The 18,490-nt window shown below is 73.4% G+C and carries 21 protein-coding genes and 2 riboswitches; of the genes, 9 read left to right on the top strand and 12 right to left on the bottom strand.

Annotated elements, in window-relative coordinates; translation table 11 throughout:
• Window positions 1–8: 8 nt before the first annotated feature.
• From M1R94_RS07905 to M1R94_RS07885, 5 genes are all read right to left on the bottom strand, one after another.
• Complete coding sequence (locus M1R94_RS07905) at window positions 9–542, bottom strand: GIY-YIG nuclease family protein (protein ID WP_249381124.1); 534 nt, start codon at window positions 540–542, stop codon at window positions 9–11.
• A gap of 153 nt (window positions 543–695) precedes the next feature.
• Window positions 696–929: a LuxR C-terminal-related transcriptional regulator gene (locus tag M1R94_RS07900; RefSeq protein WP_249381123.1), complete on the bottom strand. Its 234-nt coding sequence runs from the start codon at window positions 927–929 to the stop codon at window positions 696–698.
• A 281-nt stretch (window positions 930–1,210) separates the two neighbouring features.
• Complete coding sequence (gene gcvH, locus M1R94_RS07895; RefSeq protein ID WP_249381122.1) at window positions 1,211–1,582, bottom strand: glycine cleavage system protein GcvH; 372 nt, start codon at window positions 1,580–1,582, stop codon at window positions 1,211–1,213.
• Window positions 1,583–1,648: 66 nt separating this feature from the next.
• Window positions 1,649–2,857 carry a glycine cleavage system aminomethyltransferase GcvT gene (gene gcvT / locus M1R94_RS07890; protein WP_249381121.1) on the bottom strand — a complete coding sequence of 403 codons (1,209 nt, stop codon included), beginning with the start codon at window positions 2,855–2,857 and terminating at the stop codon, window positions 1,649–1,651.
• A complete protein-coding gene (locus M1R94_RS07885) occupies window positions 2,854–5,871 on the bottom strand; it encodes a beta-eliminating lyase-related protein (RefSeq protein ID WP_283253074.1) in 3,018 nt (1,005 codons plus the stop codon). The genes gcvT and M1R94_RS07885 overlap by 4 nt, the downstream gene beginning before the upstream one ends.
• A 206-nt stretch (window positions 5,872–6,077) precedes the next feature.
• A riboswitch (glycine riboswitch) is annotated at window positions 6,078–6,175 on the bottom strand.
• A 120-nt stretch (window positions 6,176–6,295) separates the two neighbouring features.
• Between M1R94_RS07885 and M1R94_RS07880 the strand changes: the two genes are divergently transcribed.
• On the top strand, window positions 6,296–7,786 hold the full coding sequence (locus tag M1R94_RS07880) for a CoA transferase (protein WP_249381120.1): 1,491 nt from the start codon (window positions 6,296–6,298) through the stop codon (window positions 7,784–7,786).
• Here M1R94_RS07880 and M1R94_RS07875 read toward each other — a convergent pair.
• Entirely contained in the window at window positions 7,770–8,084 is a 315-nt protein-coding gene (locus tag M1R94_RS07875; RefSeq protein ID WP_249381119.1) for a DMT family transporter, read from the bottom strand. The genes M1R94_RS07880 and M1R94_RS07875 overlap by 17 nt on opposite strands.
• 10 nt (window positions 8,085–8,094) lie before the next feature.
• A riboswitch (guanidine-III (ykkC-III) riboswitch) is annotated at window positions 8,095–8,157 on the bottom strand.
• A gap of 69 nt (window positions 8,158–8,226) precedes the next feature.
• Complete coding sequence (locus M1R94_RS07870; RefSeq protein ID WP_249381118.1) at window positions 8,227–9,600, bottom strand: ATP-binding protein; 1,374 nt, start codon at window positions 9,598–9,600, stop codon at window positions 8,227–8,229.
• A 245-nt stretch (window positions 9,601–9,845) separates the two neighbouring features.
• Here M1R94_RS07870 and M1R94_RS07865 point away from each other — a divergent pair, with 245 nt between their 5' ends.
• The 6 genes from M1R94_RS07865 to M1R94_RS07840 all read left to right on the top strand — a co-directional run bounded on the left by M1R94_RS07865 (window position 9,846) and on the right by M1R94_RS07840 (window position 13,569).
• Window positions 9,846–10,451: an aminotransferase class V-fold PLP-dependent enzyme gene (locus tag M1R94_RS07865; RefSeq protein WP_374109444.1), complete on the top strand. Its 606-nt coding sequence runs from the start codon at window positions 9,846–9,848 to the stop codon at window positions 10,449–10,451.
• 32 nt (window positions 10,452–10,483) lie between these two features.
• Complete coding sequence (locus tag M1R94_RS07860; protein WP_249381116.1) at window positions 10,484–10,780, top strand: sulfurtransferase TusA family protein; 297 nt, start codon at window positions 10,484–10,486, stop codon at window positions 10,778–10,780.
• 122 nt (window positions 10,781–10,902) lie between these two features.
• Complete coding sequence (locus M1R94_RS07855; RefSeq protein WP_249381115.1) at window positions 10,903–11,787, top strand: prenyltransferase/squalene oxidase repeat-containing protein; 885 nt, start codon at window positions 10,903–10,905, stop codon at window positions 11,785–11,787.
• A gap of 41 nt (window positions 11,788–11,828) precedes the next feature.
• Window positions 11,829–12,197 carry a hypothetical protein gene (locus M1R94_RS07850; protein ID WP_249381114.1) on the top strand — a complete coding sequence of 123 codons (369 nt, stop codon included), beginning with the start codon at window positions 11,829–11,831 and terminating at the stop codon, window positions 12,195–12,197.
• Entirely contained in the window at window positions 12,197–12,922 is a 726-nt protein-coding gene (locus M1R94_RS07845; protein ID WP_249381113.1) for a nucleoside/nucleotide kinase family protein, read from the top strand. The genes M1R94_RS07850 and M1R94_RS07845 overlap by 1 nt, the downstream gene beginning before the upstream one ends.
• 17 nt (window positions 12,923–12,939) lie before the next feature.
• The gene (locus M1R94_RS07840; protein WP_249381112.1) at window positions 12,940–13,569 is read left to right on the top strand and encodes a class I SAM-dependent methyltransferase; all 630 of its coding nucleotides are present in this window, start codon (window positions 12,940–12,942) and stop codon (window positions 13,567–13,569) included.
• Here M1R94_RS07840 and M1R94_RS07835 read toward each other — a convergent pair.
• Window positions 13,535–14,416, bottom strand: a complete 882-nt coding sequence (locus M1R94_RS07835) for a LysR family transcriptional regulator ArgP (protein ID WP_249381111.1) — start codon at window positions 14,414–14,416, stop codon at window positions 13,535–13,537. The two genes, M1R94_RS07840 and M1R94_RS07835, sit on opposite strands and share 35 nt — an antisense overlap.
• A 71-nt stretch (window positions 14,417–14,487) precedes the next feature.
• On the opposite strand from M1R94_RS07835, the gene M1R94_RS07830 reads away from it, so the two are divergent.
• Window positions 14,488–15,105, top strand: coding sequence for a LysE/ArgO family amino acid transporter (locus M1R94_RS07830; protein WP_249381110.1), 618 nt, complete (start codon window positions 14,488–14,490; stop codon window positions 15,103–15,105).
• 31 nt (window positions 15,106–15,136) lie between these two features.
• Here M1R94_RS07830 and M1R94_RS07825 read toward each other — a convergent pair whose 3' ends face one another.
• Genes M1R94_RS07825 through M1R94_RS07815 form a run of 3 tightly spaced genes read right to left on the bottom strand, consistent with a single transcriptional unit; the run spans window position 15,137 to window position 17,221 of the window.
• Entirely contained in the window at window positions 15,137–15,508 is a 372-nt protein-coding gene (locus M1R94_RS07825; RefSeq protein WP_249381109.1) for a DUF2200 domain-containing protein, read from the bottom strand.
• Window positions 15,505–16,701, bottom strand: a complete 1,197-nt coding sequence (locus M1R94_RS07820) for a pyridoxal phosphate-dependent aminotransferase (protein ID WP_249381108.1) — start codon at window positions 16,699–16,701, stop codon at window positions 15,505–15,507. Before M1R94_RS07820 ends, M1R94_RS07825 begins: the two co-directional genes overlap by 4 nt.
• A 4-nt stretch (window positions 16,702–16,705) precedes the next feature.
• On the bottom strand, window positions 16,706–17,221 hold the full coding sequence (locus tag M1R94_RS07815; protein ID WP_308199888.1) for a low molecular weight protein-tyrosine-phosphatase: 516 nt from the start codon (window positions 17,219–17,221) through the stop codon (window positions 16,706–16,708).
• 48 nt (window positions 17,222–17,269) lie between these two features.
• Between M1R94_RS07815 and M1R94_RS07810 the strand changes: the two genes are divergently transcribed.
• Window positions 17,270–17,707, top strand: coding sequence for a hypothetical protein (locus tag M1R94_RS07810; RefSeq protein WP_249381107.1), 438 nt, complete (start codon window positions 17,270–17,272; stop codon window positions 17,705–17,707).
• Window positions 17,708–17,985: 278 nt separating this feature from the next.
• Here the strand turns inward: M1R94_RS07810 and M1R94_RS07805 are convergent, their stop codons facing one another.
• Window positions 17,986–18,378 carry an SdpI family protein gene (locus M1R94_RS07805; RefSeq protein WP_249381106.1) on the bottom strand — a complete coding sequence of 131 codons (393 nt, stop codon included), beginning with the start codon at window positions 18,376–18,378 and terminating at the stop codon, window positions 17,986–17,988.
• Window positions 18,379–18,490: the final 112 nt, after the last annotated feature.

The raw sequence follows: 18,490 nt of genomic DNA, 5'->3' as shown, positions 1-18,490 counted from the left end.
CCGAGGGTTCAGCGGGGGAGGTGCCAGGAGCCGGTGACGCTCTCGCGGATCTCCGCGGCGATCTGCTCGGCCTGCTCCAGACCACGCGCGGAGGCCGGTCCACGCTTGCCCACACCCATCAGGTAGAGGTCCACGGTGCGCCCCGCACGGGCCTCGGCCACGACGAGCCGGTTGAGCCGGCAGTGCTCCTCACGGCGGGAGAGCTGGCAGTCCCGCCGGGAGATGGTGCCCAGCCCGCGCCGCGAGCTGAAGGTGCGTGCGACGTCGCGGGTCGCGCCCACGTAGCGCACCACCCCTGACTGGAGCAGGGCGAAGACCGCCGGTGTCCGGGGGAGGTCACGCTCGGGCTCGACGTAGCCGAAGGGCCCCAGCGCCCAGACCGGGTACCGCGCCTCCACGGCAGCCATGCCTGCCAGGGGTGCGTACTCGATCGGGCGCCCGTCGTGCTCACGCAGCACGAGCAGCTGTCCGGCGTAGGTCAGCGGCCGGCGCGCCAGGAGCACGTGGTCTGGTGCCCAGTGCTCGTCCGAGGACTGCGGCACAGCCGGACGGTCCACGCACACCTGCCTCGGGAGGGCCTCGACGGCCTGGGTTCGGCGAACCCTGACCATACCTTCCCGACCTGCGGGCCGAACCGTGCCGGTCACCCGTCCGGGCGTGACGCGCGCCACGGGACGGGGGCGGGGAAGCAGGGGTCAGCGAAGCCCGATGCGGCGCGCGCACTCGACCGCGTCAGCGCGGGTCGAGACACCGAGCTTGCGGTAGACGCTGCGCACCTGGGACTTCACGGTGTTGCGGGTCACGAAGAGCTTGCTGGCGATCTCCTCGAGGGTGACGTCCTCGTCGAGGTTCGACAGGATGACGCGCTCACGACGGGTCAGCGGCTCGACGGTGCGCTGCGTCGGGAGGAAAGCTGTGTCGACGGTCATGGTGACCTCCAGGAGAGGCGGCGGGGGGTGCCGCTGTGCGGGTACACCTGGAGAGAGCGTCGACTTCACCCGCCATGACGCGGATTTCACCCCCGAATCGTGCGACGTCGCGTTGCGCCCGCGACAGGGGCTCGCTAGGCGAGCGGGTCTGTGAGCGTTAACGCAGGTCACAGGCTTGATCTCACGATCAAGCCTGTGTCGGGTGCCGTTCACCCGTTCGCGTGAGGTTCACCCGAACGGCGTAGCGCGAACCCGGTCACCGGCCCCCCGACGACGCCGGCTCATCCCCCGACGAGGTCGCTGTACTCCTGGGCGCTGAGCAGCGGGCCCGCCGACGTGACGTCGACCCGGAACAGCCAACCCTCGCCGTACGGGTCGCTGTTGACCAGGGACGGGTCGTCGACGGCACCGCCGTTGATCTCCGTGACCGTGCCGCTCACCGGCGAGTAGATCTCCGAGACGGACTTGGTGGACTCGATCTCCCCGCACACCTGACCCGCGGTGACCGCGTCACCCACCGCCGGCAGCTCGAGGTACACGACGTCGCCCAGGGCGTCGGCTGCGTTCGCGGTGATGCCCACGGTGGCGGGCTCGGAGTCGGTGAGCCACTCGTGCTCGGCGGTGTACTTCAGCTCGGACGGGACGGCACTCACGGTGACTCCTCGGGACGGCGGTGGCAGCGGCGGACGGTGGTGACGGACGGGTCGGGCACAGGGAGCTCAGGTACTGCTGGGACGACGGTAGAAGGGAAGGGGCACCACGCGCACGGGCTCGGCCCGCCCACGCACGTCCACGACGAGCTCGGTCCCCGGCGCACCCACCTCGGGGACCACGTAGGCCATCGCCACCGGGTGGCCCAGCGTCGGCGACGGCGCGCCCGACGTGACCTCCCCGACGACCGCGCCCCCCGGCCCCGCGAGCACCGGGTAGCCCTGCCGCGCGGCCCGGCGGGACAGGCCCTCGAGCCCGACGAGGGTCCGGGTGGGCTCTGCCTCCGCACGGGCCGCGAGCGCCTCACGGCCGACGAAGGGCAGCGGGGCGCCGTCGTCGTCGGACTTGCCCAGGGCGACGATCCGCCCGAGCCCGGCGTCGAACGGCGTCGTCGTGCGGTCCAGCTCGTGGCCGTACAACGGCATGCCGGCCTCCAGGCGCAGGCTGTCGCGGCAGGCCAGCCCCGCGGGGACCAGCCCGGCCGGGCGTCCCTGGACCAGCAGCGCCCGCCACAGGGCGGGGGCGTCAGCGGGGTCGACGTACAGCTCGAAGCCGTCCTCACCGGTGTACCCGGTCCGCGCGACCAGCGCGTGCACGTCGCGCCCCTCGGCCCGCACCGTCGTCGGCTGGCACGCGTAGTAGCGCAGCGCGGCGACGCGGTCCCGCTCGTCGGGGTCGGGGACCAGGGCGGTCAGGACGTCCTGCGCGACCGGACCCTGGATCGCGACCAGGGCCGTCGTCATCGACTCGTCCGTGCTCACCACCCCTGGCCCGGCACAGCGTCGCTCGAGCTCGTCGACGACGGTCCGGTGGTTCGCGGCGTTGGCCACGACCAGGAACTCCTGGTCCCCGGTGCGGTAGACGATCAGGTCGTCCACGACCCCACCCTGCGGGGTGCACAGCATCGAGTACCGGGCACGCCCCACCGCGAGGGTCGAGATCGCGCCCACCAGGGCCAGGTCCAGCGCGTCAGCGGCGTCCGGGCCGGCCAGGCGGATCTCGGCCATGTGCGACAGGTCGAACAGCCCGGCGGCCTGCCGCACCGCCCGGTGCTCCTCGAGGTCGGAGGTGTACCGCAGCGGCATGGCCCACCCGGCGAAACCGACGATCGTGGCACCGAGGGCGACGTGCTCGTCGTGCAGCGGCGACAGGTGCGGGCCGACGTCCGTCCCGCCGTCGTCCTCGGCGGGCCCGGTCACCGTGGGCTGGTCGCTCATGCGTACTCCTCGATCGGCGGGCAGGCGCACACCAGGTTGCGGTCACCCGCAGCCTGGTCGATGCGGCGCACCGGTGGCCAGTACTTCTGCCCACGCAGCCCCGGCACCGGGAAGGCAGCGGTCTCGCGGCTGTACGGACGGTCCCAGTCCTCCACCACGACCGAGGCCGCGGTGTGCGGGGCGTTGCGCAGCGGGGACGTCGCGGCGGTCCACCGGCCGGCCTCGACCTCGGCGATCTCCCCGCGGATGGCGATCATCGCCTCGCAGAACCGGTCGAGCTCGCCCAGGTCCTCGGACTCGGTCGGCTCGACCATGAGGGTCCCGGCCACCGGGAAGGACAGCGTCGGGGCGTGGAAGCCGTAGTCGATCAGCCGCTTGGCGACGTCCTCCGCGGTGATGCCGGTCGCCGCGGTGAGGGGACGCAGGTCCAGGATGCACTCGTGGGCCACGTGCCCACCCGGGCCGGTGTAGAGCACCGGGAAGTGCTCGGTCAGGCGGGCGGCGACGTAGTTGGCCCCCAGCACCGCGACCTCGGTCGCCCGACGCAGCCCCTCGGCCCCCATCAGCGCCACGTACGCCCAGGAGATCGGCAGGATGCCCGCCGAGCCGTGCGGCGCAGAGCTGACCGGTGTCGCGCCGGCCCCGGGCAGGAAGGGCACCAGGTGCTCGGCGACCGCGACCGGCCCGACGCCGGGCCCACCGCCACCGTGCGGGATGCAGAAGGTCTTGTGCAGGTTGAGGTGCGACACGTCACCGCCCAGCTCGCCGGGCTGGGCCAGGCCGACCAGGGCGTTGAGGTTCGCGCCGTCGATGTAGACCTGGCCGCCCGCGGCGTGCACCAGGACGCACACCTCGCGCACGTGCTCCTCGTAGACCCCGTGGGTCGAGGGGTAGGTGATCATGATGGCCGCGACGTCGTCCGCGTGCTCCTCGAGCCGGGCGCGCAGGTCCGCGAGGTCCACCTCGCCGTCGGCCGCGGTCCGGACGACCACGACCCGCATCCCGGCCAGGACCGCCGAGGCCGCGTTGGTGCCGTGGGCCGAGGCCGGGATGAGGCACACCGTGCGCCCGCCCTGACCGTTGGCCCGGTGGTACCCGCGGATCGCGAGCAGGCCGGCGAGCTCCCCCTGGGACCCGGCGTTCGGCTGCACGCTGACCGCCGCGTACCCGGTGATCTCCGCGAGCCAGGACTCGAGCTGGTCGATGAGCTCGGCGTAGCCGCGGGCCTGGTCGGCCGGGACGAAGGGGTGCAGGTCGGCGAAGCCCGGCCACGAGATCGGCTCCATCTCGACCGCGGCGTTGAGCTTCATGGTGCACGAGCCGAGCGGGATCATCGTCCGGTCCAGCGCGAGGTCCTTGTCGGCCAGTCGCCGCATGTACCGCACCAGCGCCGTCTCGGACCGGTACCGGTGGAACGTCGGGTGCCCCAGGTAGCCGCTCGTCCGCCGCAGCCCCCCCACCCACTCGAACCCGCCCGCACCCGCCCGCTCGCCCAGGCCCGCACCCGCCCGCTCGCCGAGATCGGGCTTTCCGTCGCTTTCCTCGGCGGGTAAGCGACGGAGAGCCCCATCTCGGGGACGGGTCTGGTTCGCGGGGGCGGGGGCGGGGGCGGGGGCGGGACGGGTCAGGGCTGCGTGGACGAGGTCGAGGTGAGCGTCGGTGGTGGTCTCGTCGGTGGTGACGGAGATGTGGTCGTGGTCGACCTGGCGCAGGTTGATGCCGGACGCGAGGGCGGCGGCGACAGCCTGGGCAGCCCGGCCGGGGAGGCGCACGAGCACGGTGTCGAAGAACTGGTCGTGCACCACCTCGACACCGGCCGCCCGCAGACCCTGGGCGAGCCTCACGGCGTGGGCGTGGACCCGCTCGGCGATCGCGCGCAGCCCGTCGGGACCGTGGTGCACCGCGTACATCGAGGCGACCACGGCGAGCAGGGCCTGCGCGGTGCAGATGTTGCTGGTGGCCTTCTCCCGGCGGATGTGCTGCTCACGGGTCTGCAGGGCCAGGCGGTAGGCCGGGGCGCCGTCGGCGTCGGTGCTGACCCCCACCAGCCGCCCGGGGAGCATCCGCTCGAGCCCCGAGCGCACCGACATGAACGCTGCGTGCGGTCCGCCGTAGAACATCGGGACGCCGAAGCGTTGCGCCGACCCGACCGCGATGTCCGCGCCGACCTCCCCGGGAGGTGTCACCAGGGTGAGCGAGAGCAGGTCGGCCGCGACCGTGACCAGCGCACCCCGGGCGTGGGCCTGCTCGACCAGGGGGTCCACGTCACGCAGCGCACCGGAGGCACCCGGCTGCTGCACGACGACGCCGACGACGTCCGTCTCGGCGAGGTCGGCGGGCAGCCCGTCGGTGAGGTCGGCCACGACCAGCGGCAGGCCGATCGCCTCGGCCCGGCCCTGCACCACGGCCAGGGTCTGCGGCAGGCAGTCGGCGTCGACGACCACCACCCCCTCGGGTCGGCCCTTGACCGCGCGGCGCATGAGCAGCACGGCCTCGGTCACCGCGGTCGCCTCGTCGAGCAGCGAGGCGCCCGCCACCGGCAGGCCCGTGAGGTCGATCACCACGGTCTGGAAGTTCAGCAGCGCCTCGAGCCGGCCCTGGCTGATCTCCGGCTGGTAAGGGGTGTACGCGGTGTACCAGGCCGGGTTCTCGAGCAGGTTGCGTCGGATCACCGGCGGTGTGACGGTCCCGTGGTAGCCCAGCCCGATCATCGAGGTCAGCACGGTGTTGCGGGCGGCCAGGGCACGCAGGTCGTCCAGCACCTCGGACTCGGAGCGGGCAGCGGGAAGGTCCAGCGTGCCGGTCATCCGGATCGAGGTCGGCACTGCCTCGTCGATCAGCTGGTCCAGGGAGTCGGCGTGGACGCGCTCGAGCATGCGGCGCAGCTCGCCGTCGCGGGGCCCCACGTGACGGTCCACGAACCCCTCGGCGGCCGAGGTGCGCGACGAGGCCACCGATGAGGAGGCGGCAGGGTCCGGGGTTCCGGGGCTGGGGCTGAGATCGGTCTGGGTCAACGGGGCTCCGATGTGCGTGCCCGGCGCGCGCCGGACGGGGTCAGGGGCCTCCCCGCTCTGTCATCCACCGGCCCGGGGGCAGGCGACCTGAGAGTTTTGCCGGTCCGCCTGTGGCCTGGGGGCCATGCCCTCGCGGGGGCATCGGGGCGCGCCGACTTGCACCGTCGGTAGGTCGCCCGCGAAGGACGACCGCTTTCCAGAGTTGCTTCGCCACGGCGGTACGTGGGCCTGAGAGATTCCCGGGGAGGGCTTGCTCCTTCGGCGCCTCGCCGACGTGCGGGGAGGACTCTCCCGCCGCGGTTCGAGCAGCATGTTCTGTTGTTCGTCGGGCTCAGCCTAGACCGCCCGGGCGTTGACGCCGAGCGGGTGGCTGCCTAGCGTCCGGGTGACCACCCCCGGCCGCACGCACGCGAAGGAAGCTGCCATGGTCCGACCCCCGCGGATCGACCCGGTCACCGATGCGCTGCTGCGCCACGCGTGGCGGTCCCTGGGTGGTGCCCCTGACGCCCCCCGCACCCTGCGCCCCACCGGACCGTCCGCGGGCCTGCTCCCCGGGCGTCACCGCACCCTGCCGATGATGGTCGCCGCGGTGGGCGCCGCGACGCTCGCCGCGGCGACCCTCGACCAGGCACGACGAGGCACGCCGTCGGGACCCGTCACGGTCGACGTCGGGCACGTGGCGCTCGCAGCCCGCAGCGAGCGGTACGCCCACGGACCGGGCACCGGAGGTGAGCCCTTCGCTCCGCTGTCCCGCTTCTGGCGCACGCGGGAAGGCTGGCTCCGGCTGCACACCAACTACCCCTGGCACCGGGAGCGCGCCCTGGAGGTGCTCGGCTGCGAGGGTCTGCCCGACGCCGTCGCCCAGGCCGTCGCGCGCTGGTCGGGTCCGGACCTCGAGGACGCCCTCGCCGCGCACGGCGGGGTGGGAGCGGCCGTCCGACGCCCCGAGGAGTGGGCCGCCCACCCCCAGGGCCGTGCCGTGGCGGGCCTGCCCCTGGTCGACCGTCGCGTCCCGGACCGCGCGGGACAGCCCCGGGCCGACGACGGCGCCACGACCACCGCTCCGCGCGGGGGTGACGGCCTGCGGGCGGCCCAGGGGGTGCGGGTGCTCGACCTCACCCGGGTGATCGCCGGCCCGGTGGCCACCCGGACCTTGGCAGCGTGGGGCGCCGACGTGCTGCGGGTCGACAGCCCACGCCTGCCCGAGCTGCCCGCGCAGCTGACCGACACGCTGGTGGGGAAGCGCAGCACCCTGCTCGACCTGACCGACCCGCACGGGTGCGACACCCTGCACGAGCTGCTGTCGGCGGCGGACGTGCTGGTGCACGGCTACCGGCCCGGAGCGCTGGACGCCTTCGGGCTCGGCGGGGACGCGCTCGCCATGAGGCACCCGCACCTGAACGTCGTCGCGGTCTCCGCCTGGGGCCACGTGGGTCCGTGGCGTGCCCGGCGCGGGTTCGACTCCCTCGTCCAGTGCTCGACGGGCATCGCCGCGGTCGAGGGCGACGGCGACGGTGCCCCGGGGACGTTGCCGGCGCAGGCCCTGGACCACGCGACCGGCTACCTGGCCGCCGCCGCCGCGATGCTCGCCACGGCGCGGACCGTGCACGGCGGGATGCCGACCCACGCGCACCTCTCCCTCGCGGCGACCGCACAGTGGCTCACCGGTGCCGGGACCGACCCGGCACCGGCCGGGCCACCCGGCCGTCAGGGTGGCGGGGCGCTCCGGGGCGACGACGCCGAGGCGTCGGTCGGCGAGCACCTGTGCGCGGTGCCCGGCGCCGCCTCCCCGGTCGAGGTGGTCGCGCCTCCCGGCCGGCTGACCGACCTCGCCCCCGGCTGGGCCTCGACCACCACCTACGGCAGCGACCCCGCGAGGTTCGCTGACCGGCCCCGTCTCAGTGGACGATCTTGAGCCCCACGATGCAGCCGACGATGCCGAGCAGCAGCAGCACCTTGACCACCGAGACGGCCTCGAGCCCGGTGACCATCGCGTACACGACGGTCAGGACCGCGCCGATGCCCACCCACACCACGTACGAGGTGCCGACGGGCAGCTCACGCATCGCGTAGGCCAGGCCGGCCATGCTCGAGGCGAGGGCCACGAGGAAGACGGCGGTCGGGACGGGGCGGGTCAGGCCGTCGGACCGGCCCAGGGCGGTGGCCCACACCGCTTCGAGCATGCCGGACAGGACGAGCACGAGCCAGGACATCAGGTCTCCTCTGGCGCCGTCTTGTCGCACACCGGGTACGGCACCGCTCGTCCGGGAGCCCGTGGGGCTCTGCGGACAGCCTCTCAACGGACGCCGACGACGGCAAGGCCCGGGCGACCGCCCGGGCCGGGGCAGCAGGTCGTCAGACCGGTGAGGGCTCGAGGGGTTCGATCCAGGCGAGGTACACGGGCCGGCCCGAACCATCCGGGGCGCGCTCGATCAGGTACCTGCAGAGGATCTCCCGGCCGCCCGGGCACAGGACGGGCACCGTGTGCGGGACGTCGGGTGCGTTCCCGTCCCGGGCGCTCAGATGCCTGCTGAAGGCCGCGACGTGAGACTCGCGGAAGCGCACCGGGATCAACGAGGCGACGCGTCGACCGACCACGTCCTCGGGCTCCCAGCCGGTGGCCTCGGTGAAGCGTCGGCTGACTGCGACGATGCGGTTCGCGTCGTCGGCCGCGACGAGCGCGCGGGACGTGGTGTGGACGACCGCGACGTCGAAGTCCTCGACCGGGAACCACAGCCCGTCGGTGTCCTCGGGCGGCATGTAGGACTCCCGTGCGTCCGACCAGGGCACGGGCCGGGCACCGGCGAGCTGGGTGACCACCTGGTCGCACTCCCAGTTGCGCACCGCGACGATCTCCGCGAGACCCGGGCGGGTCAGCAGGTGGCCGCCGCGTGCCAGTCGTTCGGCGACGTCCAGGGTGTCCTTCTTGGCGGTGAAGGCCCGGCCCAGGTAGGGCGGCACCTCGAGGTCGAGGTCGACCGGGAGGGTGGTCCACGACTGGCCGTCGCCGGCGTCCCCGTGGCGCCCCGGGGCGTGCTCCTCCTCGGGCAGGGCTGCGATCACCGCGGTCGAGACGATCGACCTGGCCAGGTCCGTCGAGACGACGTCGGCGTGCACGTCGACGTCCTCGACCTCGTGGACCGCCGCGTACAGGACGAACTCACGCAGCAGCGCGTCGTGGTGCTGACGGGCCGCGAGCCACAGGTTCGAGGGCAGCCCGAGCAGGCGGACCGTGCGCACCTGGTCGGCGACGACCGGCACGGACGGCTCGTCGACGAACCAGTCGCCGTCGTCCCAGGCCGAGAGGATGTCCTCCTGGGGCCGCGGCTGGTCGCCGCCGAGCCGGAACCACACGGTCTTGCCGTCAGGTCCCGCGTCGGTGATCCCGTGCTCGTCGCTGAGCGCGGCGACCAGGGCGAGCCCTCTGCCCGTGGTGGCCTCGACGTCGTAGTTGAGCTGCGCGGGGAGCAGCAGGCTGGAGTCGCGCACCTCGACCCGGACGTCGCCGCGCACCTCGACCGTGATCTCGATGTCGGTGTGGGCGTGCAGGATGGCGTTCGTCACCAGCTCGGTGCAGGCGAGCTCGGCTGCGTCGAGGTGCTCGCCGCGTCCTGCCGCGGTCAGCACCCTGCGGATCAGGGCTCGTGCCAGGCCTGCGCTCGCGGGCTCGGCGGGAAGGGTGAGCGTCTCCCGACCGACCATGGGTGCGTCAGCGTCGGGGTCGGTCATGCGTGACCGTCAGAGCTGTTCATCGAGGCGCCCCCTGACGACCCGTCCCGTTGTCGTCCCCGACCCTTCCATCCCCCACCTTCGGCCGCAGGTGCCGCACCGCGCAACCTGGGTGAACGGTTTCACCCGCTACGTTCGGCGGACGGTCCTGGAGGACATGCCGCCCGCCTCCGCGTCAGCGGTCGTGGCCGGCTCCTCCACGCGGGCACGATCATGCTCGAGAAGGACGTCCTGAGGAGATGGCTGTGAACCACCGCGACGTGATCTACCTGGACCACAACGCCACCACGCCGGTCGCCCCTGAGGTGCTCACGGCGATGATGCCGTACCTCACCGAGGCGTTCGGGAACCCCTCCAGCCCTCACGACCTCGGACGGCGTGCCGCCCAGGCGGTGACGACCGCACGCGCGCAGGTGGCTGCCCTGATCGGGGCCGAGCCGGCCGAGGTCGTCTTCACCTCGGGGGGCACCGAGTCGAACAACCTGGCCCTGCGCGGTGCAGCAGCCGTCGCACCGGACGACCGGCGACGGGTCGTGACCTCGACCGTCGAGCACCCGGCGACCGTTCAACCCCTCGCGCACCTGGCCTCCCGCGGCTGGGAGGTCACCTTCCCGAGGGTCGCCGGGTGGGACCTGCTCGACGCGTGCCCGACAGTGGCCACCGCGACGGGCTCGGCCTGCCACTCCGGTGTCCACACCCCCTCCGGAGCGGTGCTCGCCATGGGGCTGGACCCGGTCGAGGCCCGTGGCGCGGTGCGGCTCTCGCTGGGGCGTGACACCACCGAGCAGCACGTGGAAGAGGCGGCGGCGGCGCTGGTCGCCGCGTTCGACGGACTGGCCGCTCGAGCGTGACCGATCCGGTGGTCGAGGTCGGCCGGAGCGCTGTGGACCCCGTGCATCACCTGGACGGCGGCGACCTCGAGTGCATCCGTCTGCTCATCCTGCTGCGCAACCATGCCGCCCGGCTGCCCGCCGGCACCGTCGTGCATCTGACGACCCGTGACCCCGTCGCGCCGATCGATCTCCCTGCCTGGTGCCGGATGACCGGGCACACCTACTTCGGGCGTACGTCCGACACCGGGGCCCCCACCTACGCCGTCCGGATCGCTGCGTCCGCGGTGGCGACCCTCGACGACAGGCCCTGGCACACCACCCACGACCCTGGCCCGTCTCCCGCCTGAGCGCGGGTCGGGGTCGGGGCCGACGGTCCCACGGCGGACCAGGGGGACCGCTGGGACGATGGTGACCACGCGGCCCGCACGACAGGCGTGCGGCTCCAGGCTCCGGGCGGGGGCGGGCGAACATGGGTGGCGATCCTGCAGGCACCCACCTCGAGCGGCTCACGAGCCAGCAGCGGGACGACGGCTCGTGGGGGCACCAGCTCACGGCACCCGGCCGGATCGTGCCCACGATCTTCGCGGCGCGTTCGGTGCAGGAGGCCGGGCTGGACGACGCACCGTGCCTGGCACGGGCGCTGGACTTCCTGGCCCGGGTCGCGATCGTCGACGGCGGCGGGTCGATCCACGGGACCCGCGACTCGGTGGTCCCGTGCTACACGGGCATGCTCGCTCGCCTGCTGGTGCGCGCGGGTCGCGGAGACGCAGCGTTGCCGTTGCTGCGGTGGGTCGTGCGCCACCAGCCCGTCGCGTACGGCGGCGTGACCTACCACCAGCCCACCGGCCCGCTGTGGGGCGAGTACCTGCGCACGCGGTACGGCGGGTGCATGGCTGCCACCACCTGCCTGCTCGGACTGGTCCCGGCGGTCTCGGCCCTGGTGACCGCCCGGCGCGCCGGCATCGCGGTCGACAGCGAGGCCCACGTGGACGCGATGCATGACCTGCTGGTCGACAGGCGGGTCATGCTCAACAGGTCGGGGGCGGTCATGGCGCTGGCCGGGCGGACCAGGGCCGACCCCGAGGGCACCCGATGGGTGGTCCCTGCCTTCCCGCTCGACTACACGATCGACCTCCTCGAGCTGGTGCAGCTGGCCGTCGACGTCGACGTCCCGGCCGAGGCGATGGCTGAGGCCGTCGAGCTCATCGGCTCGTGGAGGCTCCCCGACGGCGGCTGGCCGATGCTGGGCACGCGACGCGTGGCCCCGGTCTACCGCACCGAGCCGGTCGACCGTCGACGCCGCAGCGCGACCATCACCCGCCGGGTCGAGGCGCTCGGCCTGACGTGGACCTGACGGGCCGCTCCGCTGCGGGAACCGGGGTGCGACCATCTCCCATGGGCAGTGCCAGGACTCCGTCGCCGTACGCCTCGACGCGCCAGGGCAGCAGCTCGGCGATCAGCAGCCTCGACGAGCTGCGCCGATCGACGGAGAGCTGGAGCCCCCGACCCGAGGCGCCCGACCCGGCCGAGGTCCACGAGGCAGCCAGGGGGCTCGCCCTGGGGCTGGCCGCCGCGACCCAGGTCCGCGCGGCGCTGGCGCGCCGGCTCGACGACGACGGGCACGAGGAACGGTCGGCTCAGGCACAGGTCGCGACCGAGCATCTCGCTGTGGCTGTCGAGCAGCTGACGCGAGTCGGTGTCTTGGGCGCCGAGACCCATCTCGGCGTGGAGAGCTGGGCCGACCCTCCGCTGGTCGACCGCTGATGGCGAGCGCCGACGAGCACCGACGACCGCGGGACCCGGAGCCCGTGGATCTCGTCTCCCGCATCGCCGACGACGTGCGCAACCTCCTCACGAGGCGCCCACGGGTGCTGGTGGCCGTCGACGGGCCGGACGCCGCCGGGAAGACCACGCTGGCCGACGACGCCGCCTCCCGGATCGGGGGCGCCGCACTCCGTGCGTCGGTCGACGACTTCCACCGGCCGTCGGCCGAGCGGGCCGTGCGGGGCGCGCTCTCCCCCGAGGCCTACTACGAGGACACCTTCGACCTCGAACGTGTGCAGACCTTGCTCGAGCACTTCGCTGCGGGCGCCCGAGAGGTCACCACGAAGGTGTTCGACCACAGGACCGATCGACCCACGGTCCGACGCAGTGCCGTCCCGCGCGAGGCCGCGATGCTCGTCGACGGCGTCTTCCTTCTACGGCCCGAGCTGCGCCACCACTGGGACCTCGCGATCTACCTGCATGTCCCCGAGGAGGTGACGATCGACCGTGCGCTGCGCCGAGACGTCGCGGTCTTCGGCGACGAACGGTCCGTGCTGCTGCGCTACCGGACCAAGTACCTGCCCGGTCAGGCCCTGTACCGCTCGGTCGCCGCACCGCTCGACGCCGCGCACCTGGTGGTCGACAACAGCACACCGACCGCCCCGAGGATCCTGCGCGAGCGGGCACCTCGACCACCGGGAACGCCTGACCGGCAGTCCTCATGACCCGTACGGTGAGGCGCGTGAGGCGAGGTCGATCGCACCCGTTCGCGACGCGGTGGAACCACAACACCCACTACTACCCGCTGCTCGCCTCGCTCCTGCCGACGACAGGCTCGGTCCTCGACATCGGCTGCGGGGACGGCACGTTCGGCCGCTTCGTCGCACGCGAGGACCGAAGGGTGATCGACCTCGACGTCGACGCGAGCACGGTGCCGGCCGCCTCGAGGCTTCAGCACCCGGTCCTCGCCACGGCCGAGGCGTTGCCCTTCGCCGACGCCGCCTTCGACGCGGTGACGATGACCATGGTGCTGCACCACGTCGAGGCCGAGCGGGCACTCGGCGAGGCCGCCCGGGTCCTGGCCCCCGGCGGCGTCCTGCTCGCGCTCGGCTACGGGCGGTCCGAGGGCTGGCGCGACGGACTGCACGAGGTCCGTGACCTGGTCACGCACCGGCTGGTCTCACGCAGGATGCAGGCCTGGGACCCGCCGACGACCAAGGCGGAGCCTTCGGGCACGTGGTCCGACGCACGCGCGTCGGCCCGTGCCGCGCTCCCAGGCTGCGACTACCGACGCCTGGCGATGTGGCGGTACCTGGTCCGGTGGCGCAAGCCGGGGGTCACGGCGCCAGGTGCTGTCGTGCGGCCGCGGTGACGGCGGCCGCGGTGAGGTCCAGCGACGAGGAGCGCAGCCTCCACTGCTGCCAGTGCAGCGTCACACCGAGCGCACCGGCTGGGTCGACCTCGACGAGCTGACCGTCGGCCTCGGCCGCGTGGCTCTGCAGGTCGGGGAGCATGCCCCAGCCCAGACCCAGCCGGATGGCGGTGAGGAAGTCCGCGGACGACGGGACGTAGTGGGTCGGAGGCTGTGCAGGCCCGGCCCCGCACTCACGCAGGTAGCGGTGCTGGAGGTCGTCCTTGCGGTCGAAGACCACGACCGGGGCATGGGCGAGCGCGTGCGCCGTGGGACCGTCGGGGAACCAGCGTCGGGCGAAGGCGGTCGCGGCCATCGGTCGGTACCGCATCGTCCCGAGCCGGGTGACCGAGCAGCCGGCGACCGGGTCGGGGTCGGTGGTGATCGCGGCCACGACCGTGCCTGAGCGCAGGAGTGCCGCGGTGTGCTCCTCGTCGTCGCGGTGGATGTCGAAGCAGGTGTCGGTCAGCGAGGCCAGGGCCGGGAGCACCCAGGTGGCCAGGGAGTCGGCGTTGATGGCCAGGGGCAACGTCTGGACCGCGCGCCCTGCGGTGCCGTCCAGCTCGGCGAGGGTGTCACTGGTCAGGAGCTCGACCTGCCGGGCCAGACGCAGGACGACCTCGCCTGACGGTGTCACCTGCACCGGCTTGCTGCGCACCAGGAGCACCCGGCCGGTCGCGACCTCCAGGGCCCGCAGGCGCTGGCTGATCGCCGAGGGCGTCACGTGCAGCGCCCGCGCTGCCGCCTCGAAGGTCCCCTCGGAGACCGCTGCGCTCAGCGCCCGCAGCTGTCCCGCGTCCAGCTCCATGAACAGTGATGCTAATGGTTCATCAGAAACATGCGCTTCACTTCAGACTGAGGGGGTCATACGGTCGCCGGGTGGAACCCCATCTGCTTGCCGCCCTCTCCGGCCTCGGGCTCGGCCTGTCGCTGATCGTGGCGATCGGCTCGCAGAACGCCTTCGTGCTGCGCCAGGGACTGCGCCGCCAGCGGGTCGGCGCGGTGGTGCTGGTGTGTGCGGTCTCCGACGTCGCGCTCATCGCCACCGGTGTGGCCGGAGCGGGCGCCGTCGTGGAGAGCCGACCCGCCCTGCTGGACGTGGTCCGTGTCGCCGGCGCCGTGTTCCTCACCGGGTACGGCCTGCTGGCCGCGCGGCGGGCACTGCGCCCGCAGGCCCTCACCGCGGAGCCCACGGCCCCACCCGCCTCGATGGCCGCTGCCGTCGGCACGGCCCTGGCACTGACCTGGCTGAACCCCCACGTCTACCTCGACACCGTGGTGCTGCTCGGGTCGATCGCGCAGAGCCACCCCGGACGGCAGTGGTGGTTCGCCGCAGGCGCGGCCGTCGGCAGCGCGCTGTGGTTCACGGCCCTGGGCTACGGTGCGGCGCTGCTGCGCCCGGTGTTCGCCACCCCCCGCGCCTGGCGGGTGCTCGACGTCGTCATCGCCCTGGTCATGTTCGCGCTGGCCGGGTCCCTCGTCGTGGCCGTCCTGTGAGCACCGGCGACGTTCAGGTCACGGACGCGGTTCAGGTCGCGGCCACGGCGCCGCCGCCCCGCAGGATCGACGACATCTTCTTGCCCCGAGCCACCTCGTCGACGAGCTTGTCCATGAAGCGGATCTGCTGCATCAGCGGGTCCTGGATCTCCTCGACCCGGATCCCGCAGACCACACCGGTGAGGAGCGAGGTGTTCGGGTTCATCGCCGGGGCCTGGGCGAAGAAGGTCTCCAGGTCGACCCCGGAGCTGATGGCCTCCTCCAGACCGGCTGCGTCGTAGCCGGTGAGCCAGGAGATGACCTGGTCCACCTCGTCCTTGCTTCGCCCCTTGCGCTCGACCTTGGCCAGGTAGAGCGGGTAGATGCTGGCGAAGCTCATGCCGAAGATCCGGTGCCGCGTCATGGGCTGGCTCCCAGGTCGTGGTGGGTGATCGTCGCCTGCCACGCGACGATGCGGTCGACCGCCTGGTCGATCAGGTCGGGGGCCGAGGCGAAGGACAGCCGCACCCACTCCCGCCCGTCGACGCTGTCGAAGTCGGTCCCGGGGGTCAGGGCGACGCCCGCCTCGTCGAGCAGTCGAGCGCACCAGGTCACCGAGTCCAGACCCGAGGCGGAGATGTCGGCGTAGAGGTAGAACGCGCCGTCGGGCGGGGCCACCTGCCCCCACCCGAGCTCGGGGAGCCGCCGGAGCAGCAGGGCCCGGGACGCCTCGTACTGCGCGACGTCGGCCTCCGCCGCGGCGTATCCCTGCGGGCTGAAGGCCACCACCGCCGCGTGCTGCGCCAGGGCCGGTGGGCACAGCGCCACGTTCCCGGCGAGCGCGTCGACCGGTGCCACCAGGTCAGGGGGCAGCACGAGCCATCCCAGCCGCCACCCCGTCATCGCCCAGTACTTGGAGAAGGACGAGACCACCACGGCTCCCTGCCCGACGTGACCCGCAGCGGTGGCCTGCTGCACCTCGCCGTCGTAGGTGATGCCGTGGTAGATCTCGTCGCTGATCAGGCGCACCTCGTACTGCGCGCACCAGGCTGCGAGCGCCTCGAGCTCGGTCGGCTCGACCATCGTGCCGGTCGGGTTGGCGGGGCTGGCCAGGATCACGCCGTCGAGCCCGCCCTCGTAGTACGCCTGGGTGAGCTGCTGGACCGTGGGCTGGTAACGGGTCTGCGGCCCGCAGGCCAGCTCGACCACCTCGCAGCCGAGCGAGGTGAGGATGTTCTTGTAGGCGGGGTACCCGGGCCGGGCCAGTGCCACCCGGTCGCCCGGGTCGAAGGCCGCGAGGAAGGCCAGCAGGAAGGCGCCCGACGAGCCGGTGGCCACCGCCACCTGGGCCGGGTCGACGTCGACGCCGTACCAGTGGGCGTAGTGACCCGCGATGGCCCGGCGCAGCGCCGGGGCGCCGACGGCCTCGGTGTAGCCCAGGTCGCCCGAGGCCAGCAGCGCCGTGGCCCGGTCCCGCACGACCTCGCTGGCCCCTGAGGACGGCTGCCCCGCGCACAGGTTGATGATCGACTCTCCGGCGTCCCGCCGGGCGTTGGCCGCGGCGAGCACCTCCATCACCGCGAACGGCGGGACCTGGGACCGGCGGGAGACCTTCATCAGCTCATCCCCGGCCCTCGAGCGCGCTGCGCACGTGGTCGACGATCGCGTCCGCGGCGGCCTCGACCTCGGCGAGCGTCACCTCGAAGCCCGCCTGGTCGCCGTACCAGGGGTCGTCGACGTCCAGCGCGTGCTCGGGGCCGTCGGTGGGGGCTGCGGGGTCGAAGCTGCGGAACATGCGGATGCGCTCGGCCACCCGCTGGTCGCCGCGGGCCAGCGTGCGCAGCGCACGGGCGTGCGCGGAGGTCATCGCGAGCACCAGGTCCCGGGCGACCAGGTCCACCGCGGTGACCTGACGGGCGTGGTGGTCGGGGGTGGGGTACCCGTGGGCGGCGAGCACGGCCCGTGCGCGCCGGTCCAGCGGGTTGCCGTGCTCCTCGTCGCTGATCCCGGTCGAGTCGACCTCGACGACGTCGCCCAGGCCCGCGGACTCGAGGCGGTCACGCAGCACCACCTCGGCCATCGGCGATCGGCAGATGTTTCCGGTGCACACGGTCATCACACGGTAGGTCGCTGTCACGGGACCATTGTGACCTGTCGCCCCACGCCCCCGACCTACAGTGGCGGGATGGCCGCCGACGACGCCCCCCGCAGCACGTGGGCGGTCGGCTTCGGCCTCACGGCGGTCCTGGTGGGGTGCCTCGCGGCGTCCGTGACGTTCCTGGCCCTGACCGTCGCGGTGCTCTCGGGCGCGCCGCCCGGGGCGCTCGCCGGCACGGGGGCCGACGAAGGGGTCCTTCAGCTGGCGATACCGATCGCCGCGCTGGCCGGCATGGGCTTCATGGTGGTCGGCCCCACCCTCGCGTGGGTGCTCGGCTGGTCGTTGCGCCGGGTCCGCCACCAGGCGCTGCACGTGCTCACCTTCGGTGTCGCCGGGGTGGTCCTGGGTGCGATCGGCGGGGCGGTGACCGGGGGCCTGGAGATCGCCGCGCTGCTGGGGGCGATGGTCGGCGTCGCGGCCGCGACCGGGCGGGCCGTCGTCGCACCGTTCGCCCGCCGGGGGTGACCGGGCGTGCCGGGGTGACCGGGCGTGCGACAGCCCGTGGGCTGCCGGTCGGGGTGACCGGCGTGCCGTGCGGACGACTCACGGCACCCACGGGCTGCGGTGACTGCCTGGGTCTCGCTGCCGCCGGTGGCGGTCTCGGGACCGGAGCAATCCGTCCGATGCACTCGGGCGACTAGCGGGCAGTCACCTCACGCGTCCAAGAAGAAATCATGTTCTGGACCACCTCCTTTCCCGTGTCCGAGAGACGCTACGTCGCGATCCGCGGCCTTGCCAAGGGGTTATTTCTCGTCGTCTGCCGCGGGCCGGTCAGGCTCGACAACCCGGGCCGCGCGGTTCGCCAGGACCATCGCGTGCAGCAACCAGCCGACGGCCCAGACCGCGCCGCCCAGGGAGACCGCGATCAGGGCCACGCCGTCGGGCAGCACGAGGATCGCGAGACCTGCGAGCGCGAGCCCGGTCGCACCGATCTCGTTGGACGGCAGTCCCGCGCGGTGTCCGGCCCGCCACGCCTCGTCGCTGCGCAGGGTGGCCGTGGTCCGCAGGCCAGCCAGCTGGTTGCGGCCCAGGCGCCCGTCGGCCGCGCGCCGCGTGATGGTCCGCACGGTCCACGCGCCACCGAGCAGGCACACCCCGACGAGGATCCTGGCTGCCAGCGGGATCGGCTCGTCCATGGTGCTCCCCGTCCTGCTCGTGATCGGTCGTGCGGGTGGCACGGCTCAGCCCTAGTGTGGACGTGCCCGACGACCGCCCACCGAGCCGCGACCACCCGCGTCCCCACGGGAG

It is taken from the genome of Actinotalea alkalitolerans (genome assembly GCF_023369855.1).
Lineage (GTDB): Bacteria > Actinomycetota > Actinomycetes > Actinomycetales > Cellulomonadaceae > Actinotalea.
This window is presented reverse-complemented; position numbering and strand designations above follow the sequence as displayed.

Bases quoted from the DNA above. Each gene is read 5' to 3' on its own strand.
- M1R94_RS07875 (WP_249381119.1), bottom strand. From the start codon at position 8,084: ATGTCCTGGCTCGTGCTCGTCCTGTCCGGCATGCTCGAAGCGGTGTGG.
- M1R94_RS07820 (WP_249381108.1), bottom strand. From the start codon at position 16,701: ATGAAGGTCTCCCGCCGGTCCCAGGTCCCGCCGTTCGCGGTGATGGAG.
- M1R94_RS07805 (WP_249381106.1), bottom strand. From the start codon at position 18,378: ATGGACGAGCCGATCCCGCTGGCAGCCAGGATCCTCGTCGGGGTGTGC.
- M1R94_RS07845 (WP_249381113.1), top strand. From the start codon at position 12,197: ATGGCGAGCGCCGACGAGCACCGACGACCGCGGGACCCGGAGCCCGTG.
- M1R94_RS07850 (WP_249381114.1), top strand. From the start codon at position 11,829: ATGGGCAGTGCCAGGACTCCGTCGCCGTACGCCTCGACGCGCCAGGGC.
- M1R94_RS07810 (WP_249381107.1), top strand. From the start codon at position 17,270: ATGGCCGCCGACGACGCCCCCCGCAGCACGTGGGCGGTCGGCTTCGGC.
- M1R94_RS07880 (WP_249381120.1), top strand. From the start codon at position 6,296: ATGGTCCGACCCCCGCGGATCGACCCGGTCACCGATGCGCTGCTGCGC.
- M1R94_RS07855 (WP_249381115.1), top strand. From the start codon at position 10,903: ATGGGTGGCGATCCTGCAGGCACCCACCTCGAGCGGCTCACGAGCCAG.
- gcvT (WP_249381121.1), bottom strand. From the start codon at position 2,857: ATGAGCGACCAGCCCACGGTGACCGGGCCCGCCGAGGACGACGGCGGG.
- M1R94_RS07825 (WP_249381109.1), bottom strand. From the start codon at position 15,508: ATGACGCGGCACCGGATCTTCGGCATGAGCTTCGCCAGCATCTACCCG.
- M1R94_RS07900 (WP_249381123.1), bottom strand. From the start codon at position 929: ATGACCGTCGACACAGCTTTCCTCCCGACGCAGCGCACCGTCGAGCCG.
- M1R94_RS07835 (WP_249381111.1), bottom strand. From the start codon at position 14,416: ATGGAGCTGGACGCGGGACAGCTGCGGGCGCTGAGCGCAGCGGTCTCC.
- M1R94_RS07870 (WP_249381118.1), bottom strand. From the start codon at position 9,600: ATGACCGACCCCGACGCTGACGCACCCATGGTCGGTCGGGAGACGCTC.